The 13519-nt window shown below is 66.6% G+C and carries 19 protein-coding genes and 1 pseudogene; 16 read left to right on the forward strand and 4 right to left on the reverse strand.

The genetic code is table 11. From position 1 onward, the window contains the following. The first annotated feature begins 5 nt into the window (after positions 1-5). The 6 genes from galE to ETR14_RS11870 all read left to right on the forward strand — a co-directional run bounded on the left by galE (position 6) and on the right by ETR14_RS11870 (position 4844). The gene (gene galE / locus ETR14_RS11845; protein ID WP_129384791.1) at positions 6-1013 is read left to right on the forward strand and encodes a UDP-glucose 4-epimerase GalE; all 1008 of its coding nucleotides are present in this window, start codon (positions 6-8) and stop codon (positions 1011-1013) included. Next, entirely contained in the window at positions 1014-2186 is a 1173-nt protein-coding gene (locus ETR14_RS11850; protein WP_129384792.1) for an aspartyl/asparaginyl beta-hydroxylase domain-containing protein, read from the forward strand. It abuts the gene before it with no gap. Positions 2187-2315: 129 nt separating this feature from the next. Then, on the forward strand, positions 2316-2441 hold the full coding sequence (gene ykgO / locus ETR14_RS11855; RefSeq protein ID WP_006833921.1) for a type B 50S ribosomal protein L36: 126 nt from the start codon (positions 2316-2318) through the stop codon (positions 2439-2441). A 97-nt stretch (positions 2442-2538) separates the two neighbouring features. After that, positions 2539-3171, forward strand: a complete 633-nt coding sequence (locus tag ETR14_RS11860) for an HAD family phosphatase (protein WP_129384793.1) — start codon at positions 2539-2541, stop codon at positions 3169-3171. A 33-nt stretch (positions 3172-3204) separates the two neighbouring features. Next, positions 3205-3969 (forward strand): histidine phosphatase family protein, encoded by a 765-nt coding sequence (locus tag ETR14_RS11865; protein ID WP_129384794.1) that lies wholly within the window; start codon positions 3205-3207, stop codon positions 3967-3969. Continuing rightward, positions 3966-4844, forward strand: coding sequence for an NAD(P)H-hydrate dehydratase (locus ETR14_RS11870; RefSeq protein ID WP_129384795.1), 879 nt, complete (start codon positions 3966-3968; stop codon positions 4842-4844). The genes ETR14_RS11865 and ETR14_RS11870 overlap by 4 nt, the downstream gene beginning before the upstream one ends. A gap of 150 nt (positions 4845-4994) precedes the next feature. Here ETR14_RS11870 and pyk read toward each other — a convergent pair whose 3' ends face one another. Further along, entirely contained in the window at positions 4995-6479 is a 1485-nt protein-coding gene (gene pyk, locus ETR14_RS11875; protein WP_129384796.1) for a pyruvate kinase, read from the reverse strand. A 133-nt stretch (positions 6480-6612) separates the two neighbouring features. Between pyk and ETR14_RS11880 the strand changes: the two genes are divergently transcribed. The 8 genes and pseudogenes from ETR14_RS11880 (at position 6613) to ETR14_RS29545 (ending at position 11537) form a co-directional block, all read left to right on the forward strand. After that, entirely contained in the window at positions 6613-6855 is a 243-nt protein-coding gene (locus ETR14_RS11880; protein ID WP_106511960.1) for a DUF2312 domain-containing protein, read from the forward strand. Positions 6856-6985: 130 nt separating this feature from the next. Further along, positions 6986-7729, forward strand: a complete 744-nt coding sequence (locus ETR14_RS11885; RefSeq protein ID WP_129384797.1) for a YebC/PmpR family DNA-binding transcriptional regulator — start codon at positions 6986-6988, stop codon at positions 7727-7729. A 50-nt stretch (positions 7730-7779) separates the two neighbouring features. Then, positions 7780-8199: an endonuclease domain-containing protein gene (locus ETR14_RS11890; protein ID WP_243455878.1), complete on the forward strand. Its 420-nt coding sequence runs from the start codon at positions 7780-7782 to the stop codon at positions 8197-8199. Position 8200: 1 nt separating this feature from the next. Then, entirely contained in the window at positions 8201-8698 is a 498-nt protein-coding gene (gene ruvC, locus ETR14_RS11895; protein WP_129384798.1) for a crossover junction endodeoxyribonuclease RuvC, read from the forward strand. Continuing rightward, complete coding sequence (ruvA, locus tag ETR14_RS11900) at positions 8695-9297, forward strand: Holliday junction branch migration protein RuvA (RefSeq protein ID WP_129384799.1); 603 nt, start codon at positions 8695-8697, stop codon at positions 9295-9297. Before ruvC ends, ruvA begins: the two co-directional genes overlap by 4 nt. Next, on the forward strand, positions 9294-10316 hold the full coding sequence (gene ruvB, locus ETR14_RS11905) for a Holliday junction branch migration DNA helicase RuvB (protein ID WP_129384800.1): 1023 nt from the start codon (positions 9294-9296) through the stop codon (positions 10314-10316). Before ruvA ends, ruvB begins: the two co-directional genes overlap by 4 nt. A 17-nt stretch (positions 10317-10333) precedes the next feature. Beyond that, positions 10334-10660 (forward strand): annotated as a pseudogene (locus tag ETR14_RS29735) (DUF3089 domain-containing protein); the annotation flags it as partial. Positions 10661-10769: 109 nt separating this feature from the next. Then, on the forward strand, positions 10770-11537 hold the full coding sequence (locus ETR14_RS29545; protein WP_256370205.1) for a DUF3089 domain-containing protein: 768 nt from the start codon (positions 10770-10772) through the stop codon (positions 11535-11537). Here the strand turns inward: ETR14_RS29545 and ETR14_RS11915 are convergent. Genes ETR14_RS11915 through ETR14_RS29550 form a run of 3 tightly spaced genes read right to left on the reverse strand, consistent with a single transcriptional unit; the run spans position 11479 to position 12245 of the window. Then, positions 11479-11898 (reverse strand): hypothetical protein, encoded by a 420-nt coding sequence (locus tag ETR14_RS11915; protein ID WP_129384801.1) that lies wholly within the window; start codon positions 11896-11898, stop codon positions 11479-11481. The genes ETR14_RS29545 and ETR14_RS11915 overlap by 59 nt on opposite strands. Positions 11899-11905: 7 nt before the next feature. After that, positions 11906-12118 carry a helix-turn-helix transcriptional regulator gene (locus ETR14_RS11920; RefSeq protein ID WP_129384802.1) on the reverse strand — a complete coding sequence of 71 codons (213 nt, stop codon included), beginning with the start codon at positions 12116-12118 and terminating at the stop codon, positions 11906-11908. Next, positions 12111-12245: a hypothetical protein gene (locus ETR14_RS29550; RefSeq protein WP_256370206.1), complete on the reverse strand. Its 135-nt coding sequence runs from the start codon at positions 12243-12245 to the stop codon at positions 12111-12113. Before ETR14_RS29550 ends, ETR14_RS11920 begins: the two co-directional genes overlap by 8 nt. 124 nt (positions 12246-12369) lie before the next feature. Between ETR14_RS29550 and ETR14_RS11925 the strand changes: the two genes are divergently transcribed. Both ETR14_RS11925 and tolQ read left to right on the forward strand, forming a co-directional pair. Further along, on the forward strand, positions 12370-12825 hold the full coding sequence (locus ETR14_RS11925; RefSeq protein WP_129391748.1) for a YbgC/FadM family acyl-CoA thioesterase: 456 nt from the start codon (positions 12370-12372) through the stop codon (positions 12823-12825). Positions 12826-12827: 2 nt separating this feature from the next. Beyond that, on the forward strand, positions 12828-13517 hold the full coding sequence (gene tolQ / locus ETR14_RS11930; protein WP_243455879.1) for a protein TolQ: 690 nt from the start codon (positions 12828-12830) through the stop codon (positions 13515-13517). Positions 13518-13519 lie beyond the last annotated feature (2 nt).

Consider the following 13519-nt stretch of genomic DNA (forward strand, 5'->3'; position numbering starts at 1 on the left):
AAAAGATGAACATGAACGGATCGAAGCCCACCGTGCTGGTAACGGGCGGTGCCGGCTATATCGGCAGCCATGCCGTGCTTGCCCTTCTCGACGCCGGCTGGCCGGTCGTCGTCATCGACAATCTTACCACCGGCTTCGAATGGGCGGTCCCCGAAGGTGTCACGCTCGCCAAGGGCGACATTGCCGACCAGGAACTGGTCGGCCGGCTGATCGCCGAGCATGGCATCCAGGCTATCATCCATTTCGCCGGGTCGATCATCGTTCCCGAATCGGTCGAGAACCCGCTCAAATATTACGAGAACAACACGGTGAAGAGCCGTGCCTTGATCGAGAGCGCGGTGAAGGGCGGGGTCAAGCACTTCATCTTCTCGTCGACGGCGGCGACCTACGGCATTCCGGAATCGGTGCCGATCCGCGAATCGGCGCGCACCCAGCCGATCAATCCTTATGGCTGGTCGAAGCTGATGACCGAGCGCATGCTCGCCGACGTCGCGTTCGCCCACCCGATCAATTTCTGCGCGCTCCGCTACTTCAACGTCGCAGGCGCCGATCCCAAGGGGCGGTCGGGCCAGTCGACCGCCGGTGCCACCCATCTGATCAAGGTCGCGGTCGAGGCGACGATCGGCAAGCGCAGCCACGTCTCCGTTTATGGCACCGACTATGAGACCCCGGACGGCACCGGCGTTCGGGACTACATCCATGTCAGCGACCTCGCCGCCGCCCATGTCGACGCGCTCGAGAAATTGATCGAAGATCCTTCATCGAGCCACATCATGAATTGCGGCTACGGTCGCGGCTTCTCGGTGCTGGAAGTGCTCGACGCCGTCGATCGCGTCACCAACCGTAAGATCGAGCGCAAGCTGGAGGCACGTCGCGCCGGCGATCCGGGCAGTCTGGTCGCCGACAATGCCAAGATCGTCGAAACTCTGCCGTGGCGTCCGAAGCTCGACGATCTCGAGACGATCGTTCGCGATGCCCTTGCCTGGGAACGAAAGCTGGCCGAACGTAGGTGAATGGGGGATTCGCGCAGGGAGCAGGCTGAGCAGGCGACGCGGCAGGCCGTCGCCGCCCTGCAAAGGGGTGAGGCTGCCGCCGCCAAGCGCCTGCTCGAGGAGGTCGTCGCACAGGGCGATCTGCCGATCCCGCCCTGGTTCCTGCTCGCTCAGGCCTGCCGTCACGCCGGTGACGAGACCGGCGAGCGCCGTGCCTTGGACGCCGTACTCGAAGCCGAGCCGCGCCACGTCGCCGCCTTGATCATGCGCGGCGACGGCCATGTTCGCGATGGCGATCACCGAGCAGGGTCCGCTTTCTACCAGGCGGCGCTCGCCGCCGCACCGCCGCCGGATCGATGCTCTCGGCTGCTGGCGGGGGAATTGCGCCGTGCCCGGCAGGCGATCGCCGACCATTCCGACATCTTCGCGGCCCATCTGCAGTCGCGGCTTGCCGACGCCGGTGTCGCAGCCGTCGGCCGCGTCGGCGACGCTGTCGACATCCTGCTCGGCCGCAAGAACGTCTACCTGCAGCAGCCGACATCCTTCTATTTCCCCGGCCTGCCGCAGATCGCCTTCTACGAGCGCCAGAACTTTCCGTGGCTGGAGCAGGTCGAAGCTGCGACTGCCGAGATCAGGTCGGAACTCCAGGCGGTTCTCGCCGATCAGCTTTCCTTCCGTCCTTACGTCGAGAGCGACCCCAACCGCCCCCCCAAGACCAGCCCTTTGCTCGGCAATGCCTCGTGGAGCGCCTTCCATCTCTACCAGCGAGGAACACCCCATCCCGACAATGCGGCGCGTTGCCCGCGCACGATGGCGGCGCTCCGGCATGCCCCGCTGCCGGTGATCCGCGGGCGCTCGCCGATGGCGCTGTTCTCGATGCTTCGGCCGGGTGCGCATATCATGGCCCACAACGGCCTGCTCAACACGCGCCTGATCTGTCATCTTCCTTTGATCGTGCCGCCGGATTGCACACTTCGGGTCGGGAATGCGCTGCGGACCTGGCGCACGGGCGAAGCGCTCGTATTCGACGACAGTATCGAGCACGAAGCCTGGAACAGGAGCGCCGAAACGCGAATCGTGCTGCTGTTCGAAATCTGGCGGCCGGAGATTTCGGACGAAGAGCGAATCGCACTGACCGCTTTGTTCGAGGCGATCACCGACTATGGCGGCATCGGCGCGGATCACGAGGGCTGAGGCGTTCGCAGAGGAGGAGCCCGGCGTTTCGCAGTCTTCCCGGCTTGACTTGCGCGGCGTCCACCCATAGGGGAGCGCCTCGATTTTCCACCATTTTTTACCTCGAAAGAACAGGCAGGTCGTTCGGCCATGAAGATCCGCAACTCGCTCAAGTCCCTCAAGTCGCGCCACCGCGACTGCCGCGTGATCCGTCGCCGGGGCCGCACCTACGTCATCAACAAGACGAACCGCCGCTTCAAGGCGCGCCAGGGCTAAGCCTGAGCGCTCCGCGCGGTGACGCCCGCCCGTTCGACGCGGCGGGCGTTGTCATGTGCGGGGCAGAAGGTTTCGTCCTGCACTTCGCTCCCGCCCGATGGCGCGCGACTCCGCACCTGCCGATCGGCCTACCGCCGTCGTCTTCGACGTCGGAAACGTTCTCTACGGCTGGGATCCGGAGAGCTTCCTCGCCCGGCAATTGCCGGAGGACGAGGCGCGACTGCGCTTCATTGAAGATGTCGGCCTCTGGGAATGGCACGACAGCCTCGACGGCGGCCGCGACTTCAGCGAGGCGGCGGCCGAACTCTCCGGCAAGTTTCCCGAATATGCGCACCTGATCTCGGCCTGGGGCGAGCGCTTCGGCGAGACGATCAGCGATCCGGTCGAGGGGGTGCACGCGATCGTCGAAGAACTCGACACCAGTGGCGTCCCGCTATTCGCCATTACGAACTTCTCCGCGGACTTCTGGGCGCCGTTCCATGCCAAGGAAGCGGGATTCTTCCGGCGCTTCCGCGATATCGTTGTATCGGGCGCGGAAAAGGTGATGAAGCCCGATCCGGCCATCTACTTCCTGGCGCTCGACCGATTCGGGCTTCGCCCGGATCAGGCATTGTTCGTCGACGACCGGCTGATCAACGTCGACGGCGCGATCGCGGTCGGCATGCGCGCGCATCTTTTCACCAGCGCCGACGATCTTCGTCGTCGGCTGGAGCATGAAGGCCTGCTCTGAACCTTTCGGCCGCTTCGGGCTTTTGACGTCCCGATGAGACAAAGGTGGCCCTCCCGAATCTGGCTGGTGCGGCACGGTCAAAGCGCGGGCAACGTCGCCCGCGACGCCGCCGACGCCGCCGGTCTTCCGATCATCGATCTCGCGGTTCGCGACGTCGACGTGCCGCTCAGCGACCTCGGCCGCGATCAGGCCCGGGCGCTTGGCGAATGGTTCTCCAGGCTGCCCGAAGAGGAGAAGCCGCAGGTCATCCTGTCTTCGCCCTACGTCCGAGCCCAGGAGACGGCGCGGGCGATCTGCGCGGCCCGGGGCGTCACCGAGGATGCCAAGCGACTCGTTATCGACGAGCGGCTGCGCGAGCGCGAGTTCGGCATCCTCGATCGACTGACCACCGTCGGCATCCACGAGAAATATCCCGATCAGGCCGAACATCGCGCCCTGCTCGGCAAATTCTACCACCGGCCGCCGGGCGGCGAGAGCTGGGCGGACGTCATCCTGCGCCTGCGCAGCGCACTCGACACGATCAGCCTCCACTACGCCGACAAGAGGGTGCTGATCGCCTGTCACCAGGTTGTCGTGCTCTGCTTCCGCTACATTCTGGAAGAGCTGACCGAGGCCGAGGTGATCGCGATCAGCCGGGAGAGCAACGTGCTGAACTGCGGCATCTGCGAATATGAATTCGAGCCCGATGACGATGCGCTCTGCGCCCCCAAGCTCGTCCGCTACAACCATGCCGCGCCGCTGATCGAAGAGAAAGCGCCGCTCACCGCCGAACCCGAGACGATCGTGGGTGTGAGATGAACGCGCCGGAGATGCTCGACCGGGATCTGCTCCGCCGCTTCCCGCTGCCCCACCATCCCGACGACGGCGACAAGGAGGAACGCGGGCGCATCCTCGTCATCGCCGGCAGCCGCGAGCTTGCCGGAGCCGCCTATCTCGCCGGTATCGCCGGCCTTCGCGCCGGCGCCGGCAAGCTCCAGATCGCCACCGCCGCGAGCATCGCCGTCCAGCTCGGCATCGCCATTCCCGAAGCCCGGGTGATCGGGATGGAGGAAACCGAGGAAGGATGCCTCGCACTGAGCGGGATCGACGCCCTGCTCGGCTGGGCGGAGGGTGCCCAGGCGATCATGATTGGCTGCGGATTGCAGCATGGTCCGCCGCTCGATGCATTGCTGGATGCCCTGCTTGCGGCGGGCCTCGATCGACCGCTGATCCTGGATGCCGCCGTGCTCGGATCGCTCGCGCCACGCGCGACGGCGCTGCGGGCGTGGCCGGGCGGCGCCATCGTGCTTCCCCATGCCCGGGAGATGGCGCGGCTGCTGGAATGCGCGCCCGAGGAGGTCGAAGCCGACCCGCTCGCCGCTGCCCGGACTGCCGCAGAGCGCTTCGATGTCGTCGCTCTGGTGAAGGGGCAGTTCAGCCACGTCGCCCATCCCGATGGCCGTGCCTTTCGCTTCCGCGGCGGCGGTGTCGGTCTGGCGACGTCCGGCTCCGGCGACACCCTCGCCGGCATCGTCGGGGGCCTCGCCGCCCGCGGCGCCGATCCGCTTACAGCTGCTCTGTGGGGTGTCTACCTGCACGGCGAAGCCGGGCGGGTGCTGGCCAACGAAGTCGGCCGGATCGGCTTTCTCGCCCGAGAGCTGCTCGATCAGGTGCCGAAGCTGCTCGAAAGCTGAAGCATCCGGCATCTCCCCAAACAGCCGTTCGGGCTGGGGCTCTCCTGAGCGAAGTCGAAGGGCCTGTCGAAGCCCTCGCTTTCACTTCGCAGGCAAAATAAGGGCTTCGACAAGCTCAGCCCGAACGGGGATTGGCTGCAATGGGTGCGTTCAGCCCTCGCCGCGGCGGTGGCGTTCGAGCTCGTCGCCGACGAGCCGCACGATGTGGATCACGTTCGTCGATCCCGGAGTGCCGAACGGAACGCCGGCAGTGATGATGATCCGCTGTCCGCCTTTCGCGATGCCGTGGCGCAGCGCCATGCGCTTGGCTTTGGCGATCATCTCCTCGAAGCTGGCGACGTCGCGGGTGCGTACCGAATGAGCGCCCCACAGCAGGCCCAGCCGCCGCGCCGTCCGTTCCGACGGCGTCAGCACCAGCATCGGCACCGCCGGCCGTTCGCGCGACAGGCGGCGGGCGGTCGAGCCGGAGGAGGTGAAGCAGACGATCGCGGCCGCGCTGACCGTGTCGACCATCGTGTTGACCGCATGTGCGATCGCGTCGGCGGTGGTCGATTCGGGCAGGGTCTCGGTGAAGTGGACGCGGGCGGAGTAGCTCGGATCCGCTTCGACGGTGGTGCCGATCCGGTCCATGATCGTCACCGCCTCGATCGGGAAGGAGCCCGACGCACTCTCCGCGGACAGCATCACCGCGTCGGCGCCGTCATAGACGGCGGTGGCGACGTCGGAGACTTCGGCCCGGGTCGGAGACGGCGACGTGATCATCGATTCGAGCATCTGCGTCGCGACCACCACCGGGCGGCCGAGCCGGCGCGCGGCTTCGACGATCCGCTTCTGGAACGGCGGCACCTGCTCGGGCGGCAGCTCGACCCCCAGGTCTCCGCGCGCGACCATCACCGCATCGGCAAGCTCGAGAATGCCTTCCAGCCGCTCGATCGCGGCGGGCTTCTCGATCTTGGCGAGCAGGGCGGCCTTGCCGGCGATCAGGCGCCGCGCCTCGGCAACGTCTTCGGGTCGCTGGACGAACGAGAGGGCGATCCAGTCGACGCCATGTTCGAGCGCAAACACCAGGTCGGCCCGATCCTTTTCGGTCAGAGCGGCGAGCGGCAGCACCACGTCGGGGACGTTCAGGCCCTTGTTGTTGGAGATCCGGCCGCCGACCTCGACGACCGCCTCGATCCGGTCCGGGGTGGCGGTGACGACGCGCTGGACGATCTTGCCGTCGTCGATGAGCAGGCGGGTGCCCGGTTCGACGCCCTGGAAGATCTCCTTGTGCGGCAGATTGGCGCGGGTGGCGTCACCCGGCGTCTCATCGCGGTCGAAGACGAAGGTCTGTCCATTTTCCAGCATCGCGCCGCCGTCCGCGAACCGTCCGACGCGAAGCTTGGGCCCCTGCAGATCGGCCAGGATCGTGGTCGGCCGGTCGAGTTCCTTCTCGAGCGCTCGAATCGTCTCGATGCGGCGGAGGTGGTCGGCGTGGTTGCCGTGGCTCATGTTGAGCCGGAAGGCGTCGACCCCCGCTTCCGCAAGCTTGCGGATCATCTCGGGCGAATCGCTCGCCGGCCCGATCGTTGCGAGAATGCGAACCTTGCGGGTGCGCGGGGTGAATCTGCTGGGGGTCGTTTCGCTGTGGGGCATCGGCCCGGCCAATAACCACTCTGGCAAGCGTTTCAACCCGCCGCAGACGTGCAATCCCCGTCTTGAGCGCGGCGCCGCCAATGCTTAGACGCGCGGCTTCATCGCATTTCACCACATCATCGGGGTAGGGCATATGGCAGAAGGTACGGTCGCGGCCGAAGAACTGAGGCTGCTCATCGAGCGCATCGAGCGACTCGAAGAGGAAAAGAAGGCGATCGCGGACGACGTCAAGGACGTCTATCTCGAAGCGAAATCGCGCGGCTACGACACCAAGACGATGCGCACGATCATTCGCCTGCGCAAGATGGAGGCGCATGCGCGCCAGGAAGCGGATGCGCTGCTCGAAACCTACAAGGCTGCTCTCGGCATCGAATAAGCGCGGATCGTTGGGGGGCGAAGGGGCCGGCGCGCGGAAACGTGCGCTGGCCCTTTCGCATTGCGCGCGTCCGCTTTCGTCGCTTAGAGAGCGGACCCATATTCCACTTCAGCGAAGGTGAGTTTCGGCGATGGCCGGCCACAGCAAATTCAAGAACATCATGCACCGCAAGGGCGCGCAGGACAAAAAGCGCTCGGCGATGTTTTCGAAGCTCTCCCGCGAAATCACCGTCGCGGCAAAGATGGGCACGCCCGATCCGGCGATGAACCCGCGCCTGCGCGCGGCGGTGCTCGCCGCGAAGGCGCAGTCGATGCCCAAGGACAACATCCAGCGCGCGATCGAGAAGGCCTCGGGCGGCGACGCCGAGAATTACGAGGATGTTCGCTATGAAGGCTTTGGTCCGGGCGGCGTGTCGCTGATCGTCGAGGCGCTGACCGACAATCGCAACCGAACCGCCACCAACGTCCGCACCAGCTTTTCCAAGAATGGCGGCAACCTCGGTGCGTCCGGATCGGTCAGCCACGGCTTCGACCGGCTCGGCCTGATCACCTATCCCGCGGGCGCGGGCAGCGCCGACGCGGTGCTGGAGGCGGCGATCGAGGCCGGCGCCGAGGACGTCGAATCGGACGAGGACGGCCACCAGATCTGGACTGCCCAGGAGAGCCTGCACGAAGTCGCCAAGGCGCTCGAAGCGACGCTCGGCGAAGCGGAAAGCACCAAGCTGGCCTGGCGCCCCCAAACTCCGGTCGACGTCGACGGCGACGCCGCCGGCCAGCTCTTCAAGCTGATCGATGCGCTGGAGGATGACGACGACATCCAGACCGTCTGGGGCAATTACGAAGTCTCCGACGAAGTCATGGAGAAATTGGGGTAACGTTCAAGAAGCCCCTCCCCTTCAGGGGAGGGGTTGGGGTGGGGGAGTCCGTGACCAGGGAACAGGAGCTCCAGGAGCGCGCCCGCCGCATGCGCCGGGACCCGACCGAACCGGAGAAACGGCTCTGGCGCCACCTGTCCAACTCTCAGCTTCAAGGTTTCAAGTTCCGCCGACAGGCCGTAATGGACCCGTTCATTGCGGACTTCTTCTGTCCTGCAAAAGCGCTCATAATCGAGGTAGATGGGGACACCCATGATGCGGCGGCCGATCGCCGCCGCGACGGCCTCCTGTCTACACGAGGCTTCACCATCATTCGCTTCACCAATCAGGACGTAATGACCAATATGGACGGCGTGTTGATTACGATCCTTGATCGGCTGCGCGCCTTACCGGACAGATGGGCTGGACGAACCGAACTCCCCCACCCCAACCCCTCCCCTGAAGGGGAGGGGCTTTTGAAGGCAGGCTGACGTGATCATTCTCGGTCTCGATCCCGGGCTCGGCTGCACCGGCTGGGGCGTCATCCGGGCCGAGGGCAATCGCCTCAGCCACGTTGCCAACGGCCATGTCCGCACCGATTCGAAGCTCGCCCTGCCGGCGCGGCTCACCCTGTTGCACGAAGCGTTGCTCGCCATCCTGGACGATCATCATCCGCAGGCGGCCGCGGTGGAGGAAGTGTTCGTCAACGACAATCCGCAATCGACCCTGAAGCTCGGTCAGGCTCGCGGCGTCATCCTGCTCGCGGCTGCGCGCAGCGGGCTCGATGTCGGCGAATATGCACCGCGGCTGGTCAAGAAGGCGGTGGTCGGCACCGGCGGCGCCGACAAGGTCCAGATCCATGCGATGGTCGGTCGGCTGCTGCCGGGCGTGAAGATCGCCGGCGCCGATGCCGCCGATGCGCTCGCCGTCGCGATCACTCACGCCCATCATCTCGCCAGCGCCCGCGCACTCGGGAGTCACGCCGCATGATCGCGAAGTTGCGCGGCAAGCTCGACGGCTTCACTGCCGATCATGCGGTGATCGACGTCAATGGCGTCGGCTATCTCGTCTTCGCCTCGTCGCGAACCCTCTCCGCTCTGGGCGCGATCGGCAACGAGGTCGTCGTTCACACCGAAATGCAGGTGTCGGAAGACGACATCAGGCTGATCGGATTTGCCAGTGGCGAGGAGCGGGACTGGTTCCGTCTTCTCACCTCGGTCCAGGGCGTCGGCACCCGCGTCGCGCTGGCCCTGCTGTCGGCGCTGTCGGGCGACGAACTCCACCGCGCGATCGCCAGCGGCGATCATCGCATGCTCGGCCGCGCCAACGGAGTCGGCCCCAAGCTCGCCCAGCGCATCGCGCATGAACTCAAGGACAAGGCAGGCGGGGTCGTGCTCGGCACCGGCGCACCGGGCGTCGCGCCGCCGCCGCCCGGCAGCGTCAGCGCCGATGCCGTGTCGGCCCTCGCCAATCTCGGCTTCCGCCCCGCCGAAGCCGCTTCCGCCGTCGCCAAGGCTGAGGCTGAGCTCGGCCCCGGCGCCAGCCTCGACGCGCTGGTCCGCGCGGCGCTCAAGAAGGCCGCCCGATGACCGACCCCGATCGTCTGCTGAGCGGCAACCGCAAGCCCGAGGACATCGATGTTGCGCTGCGGCCCAAGACGCTGGAGGATTTCGTCGGCCAGAAGGCGGCGCGCGAGAATCTGCGCGTGTTCATCGAGGCGGCGAAAAGCCGCGGCGATGCGCTCGATCACGTCCTCTTCTTTGGCCCGCCAGGCCTCGGCAAGACCACGCTCGCCCAGATTATCGCCCGCGAGCTCGGCGTCGGCTTCCGCGCCACGTCGGGGCCGGTGATCGCCAAATCGGGCGATCTCGCCGCCTTGCTCACCAATCTCGAGGATGGCGACGTCCTGTTCATCGACGAGATCCACCGGATGAGCCCGGCGGTCGAGGAAGTGCTCTATCCGGCGATGGAGGATCGCGCGCTCGATCTGATGATCGGCGAGGGCCCGTCGGCGCGCTCGGTGCGGATCGATCTGCCGCGCTTCACCCTGGTCGGTGCGACCACCCGTCAGGGACTGATTACGACGCCGCTGCGCGACCGCTTCGGCATTCCCGTGCGGCTCAATTTCTACACGGTGGAGGAACTGGAGCAGGTCGTCCGCCGTGCCGCGCGCCTGCTCGATCTGCCGCTGACGCAGGATGGCGCCCACGAAGTCGCGCGGCGCTCCCGCGGCACCCCGCGCATTGCCGGGCGGCTGCTGCGGCGGGTGCGCGATTTCGCCCATGCCGCCGCCAATACCGAAGTCGATGCGAAGGCAGCCGACGTCGCACTCACCCGGATGGAGGTCGATCAGCTCGGCCTCGACGCAATGGACCGGCGCTATCTCCACATGATCGCCGACATCTACAAGGGCGGGCCGGTCGGCGTCGAAACGCTGGCCGCCGGTCTCTCGGAACCAAGGGACACGATCGAGGAAGTGATCGAGCCCTACCTGATTCAGCTGGGGCTGATCGCGCGCACCGCCCGGGGCCGCTGTCTGACCGGCCGCGCCTGGACCCATCTCGGGCTGACGCCGCCGCGCACGGCACAGGATGGATTGTTCGACTGAGGAAAGGAACGCGGTCGATGAGGTTCATCATTGCGGCCGCCGCCGCGCTTGCGACCGCCGCACCGCTCGCGGCGCAACCGGCGTCCGCTGGGCCCGATTACAGCCAGGACGCGGCCTGGCTTTGCCTGCCGGGACGCGGCGACGTCTGTTCCCGTCCGCTCGGCACCGCGGCCCTGAACCCCAACGGCTATGGCTCGCTCGGGGAGGTGCTGCCTGCAAAGGATCCGCCGGCCGACTGCTTCTACGTCTATCCGACGGTCTCGCGCGATCCGGGCCTGAGCAGCGATCTTTCGGCGGGACCGGAGGAGGCGGCCGCCGCACTGACCCAGTTCGCCCGCTTCGGCGCGGTCTGCCGAACCTTCGCGCCGGTCTATCGCCAGGCGACCCTGGCCTCGATCCCGCGCGCTTGCCGGCGAGGACGTCCAGCCGGCCTTCGCGCTCGCTTATGGCGATGTGCTGGCCGCCTGGCGCGAGTTCCTCGCGCACCGCAACAAGGGGCGGCCGTTCGTGCTGATCGGCCACAGCCAGGGTTCGATCCTGCTCTCAAAGCTCCTTGCGGAGGAGATCGACGGCAAGCCCGCGGCCAAGAAGATGCTTTCGGCGATGCTGCTCGGGTGGACCGTCGAAGTCCCGGAGGGGAAGACTGTGGGCGGCACGTTCAAGGCGACGCCGCTCTGCACCCGCGTCGGCGAGACCGGCTGCGTCATCACCTACATGTCGTTCCGGGCCGAGACGCCGCCCCCGGCGGGATCGCTGTTCGGCCGGGCGCCCCGCCCGGGCATGACCGCAGGCTGCACCAACCCGGCCGCACTTGCGGGCGGAAGTGCGCCACTCGATTCCTACTGGTTCGCGATGCAGCCGCCGCGGCCGGGCGCCGAAGCGATCACCTGGTCGAAGGAGGGTGCTCCGCCGACACCTTTCCTGCGCACCGAGGGGTTGGTGAGCGGCACCTGCGTTCACGATGGTCAGGTCGGTTATCTCGCGATCACCGTCAACGCGGATCCGGCGGACGCCCGCACCGATACGATCCCCGGCGATGTCTACATGCTCGGCAAGGTCAATCCCGGCTGGGGCTTGCACCTGATCGACGTCAACGTCGCCCAGGGCGATCTCATCCGCCTCGTCGAAGCGCAGGCCGCGGCCAAGGCGGACGGCGGGCGGGTCAGCGCAGCTCCAGCCAGGCGTAGCGCGAAAGCGCCGCGGCAAGCGCGACGGCCGTGATCATGCGGATCGCATCCTGGACGCTGATCGGCCGGAACCAGTCGCCGGCATAGACCGCCACAGCGGAGAGCATGGCGGCGTAGAAGCCGGTAGCAACGACGCTGGCGCGATTCAGCAGCGACAGTTCGTCGTTGATCAGGCGCCGGCGGTCACGGCCGGCGAACAGCGCCCCGCCCGAGGCGAGCACGATCATCCACAGCAGGACGAGGACGATCCACGCCGCGCCGCGCGCGTTCGCATCGGAATAGGCGTGGTTGCCGAACTGAATCGCGCCATTGAGCAAGATGATCAGGGCAGCGGCGGCCATGATCAGGGCCCTGCTGCGCGAGTCCCGCTCGGCGCGCACGATCTTGTCGTTCATTCGTCTATCACTCCGGCTCGCCCAGGGAGAAGAGCTGCTCCACGCTGCGGCCGAGCGCGCGGGCAAGCTTGAGGGCAAGGATCGTCGACGGCACGAACACGCCGTTCTCGACCGTGTTGATCGTCTTGCGACTGACCCCCACCAGTTCGGCAAGGTCCGCCTGGGTCAAATTCTGCTCCGTCCGGAGCGCCCGCAGGCGGTTCGAGAGGGTCTCAGCCATCACCGGCCGTGCGGCGGGCGAGACGATCGCACGCCGCGAGCGTCGACATATCCCCGCGGATCGGCAGCACGCGCGCGCCCCGATCCGAAGCCCTTGCCGCCAGCATCACTGAAGCCTTGCCGATCATCTGCGAAGCCTTGTAACCTCTAGGTGACATGTAACCTTGGCGTTACATCGGGTCAATTGCATTTTCACAGCCAGCGGCCCGTTAACGCTTTCCCCCTGCGGTGCGGGTGGTTAGAGCCGCCGGGGTGACGATCGGAGAGAGTTTGCGCCCGGCCGAAGGCAGGTTCGAGGGGAGGACCCATCATTTCCCCCTGCGCGTCTATTTCGAGGACACCGATGTCGCAGGCATCGTCTACTACGCGAACTATCTGCGCTTCATGGAGCGCGCGCGCTCGGATCTGCTGCGCGCGCTCGACATCGATCAGCGCGGCACGCTGGAGGCGGGCGAGGGCGTCTATGCGGTCGCCGACGTGTCGATCCGCTACAAGCTGCCGGCCAAGCTCGGCGACGATCTGCGGATCGTAACCGAGCTCCAGGAGATCCGCGCGGCGAGCGTGCTCATTCATCAACGGGTCATGCGCGGCGAGGAAATGCTCACCGACGCATTGGTGACGGCGGCGTTTCTCAGTCCCGAAGGCCGTCCCAAGCGCCAGCCGCGTGCGTGGGTCGAACGGTTCGAGCGGTTGCAAGGAGAGGTTTGAGAGTGGCCAATGTCGAACTGGCGGGTGGTGCAGTGTCGCCCGTCGCTCTGTTTCTTCAAGCGGACATCATCGTCAAATCGGTGATGATCGGCCTTCTGCTCGCCAGCCTGTGGACCTGGGCGATCATCATCGGTCACTGGCTGAAGGTTCGCCGGCTGTCGTCGGAGAGCGAACGTTTCGAGAAGGATTTCTGGAAGGCGGACGATATCGACCGCTTCTACGAGCAGCGCGGCAAGGTCGACACGCCGAGCGCCAAGGTGTTTGCCGCCGGCATCGCCGAATGGCGCCGCTCCACCGCCGGCAGCAAGGTCGATCGCGAGGGTACGAGGGCGCGGCTTGCAGTCGCGATGCACAGTGCGGTCGGCGCCGAGGTCGATCGCATCGCCAGCCGGCTCAACATACTGGCGACGGTCGGATCGGTGGCGCCTTTCGTGGGCCTGTTCGGCACCGTGTGGGGCATCATGCGCAGCTTCACGTCGATCGCCGGCGCCAACAATACCAGCCTGGCGGTGGTTGCGCCCGGCATCGCGGAGGCGCTGTTCGCCACCGCGCTCGGCCTGTTTGCGGCGATTCCGGCGGTCATCGCCTATAACCGCATGACCTACGGCGTGAACCGGATCGAAGCGCGCCTCCAGCGCTTCGCCGACGGCTTCCACGGCACGTTGAGCCGCGAACTGGATCAAGAGGGCTGACG

Source organism: Sphingosinicella sp. BN140058 (assembly GCF_004135585.1).
GTDB lineage: Bacteria > Pseudomonadota > Alphaproteobacteria > Sphingomonadales > Sphingomonadaceae > Allosphingosinicella.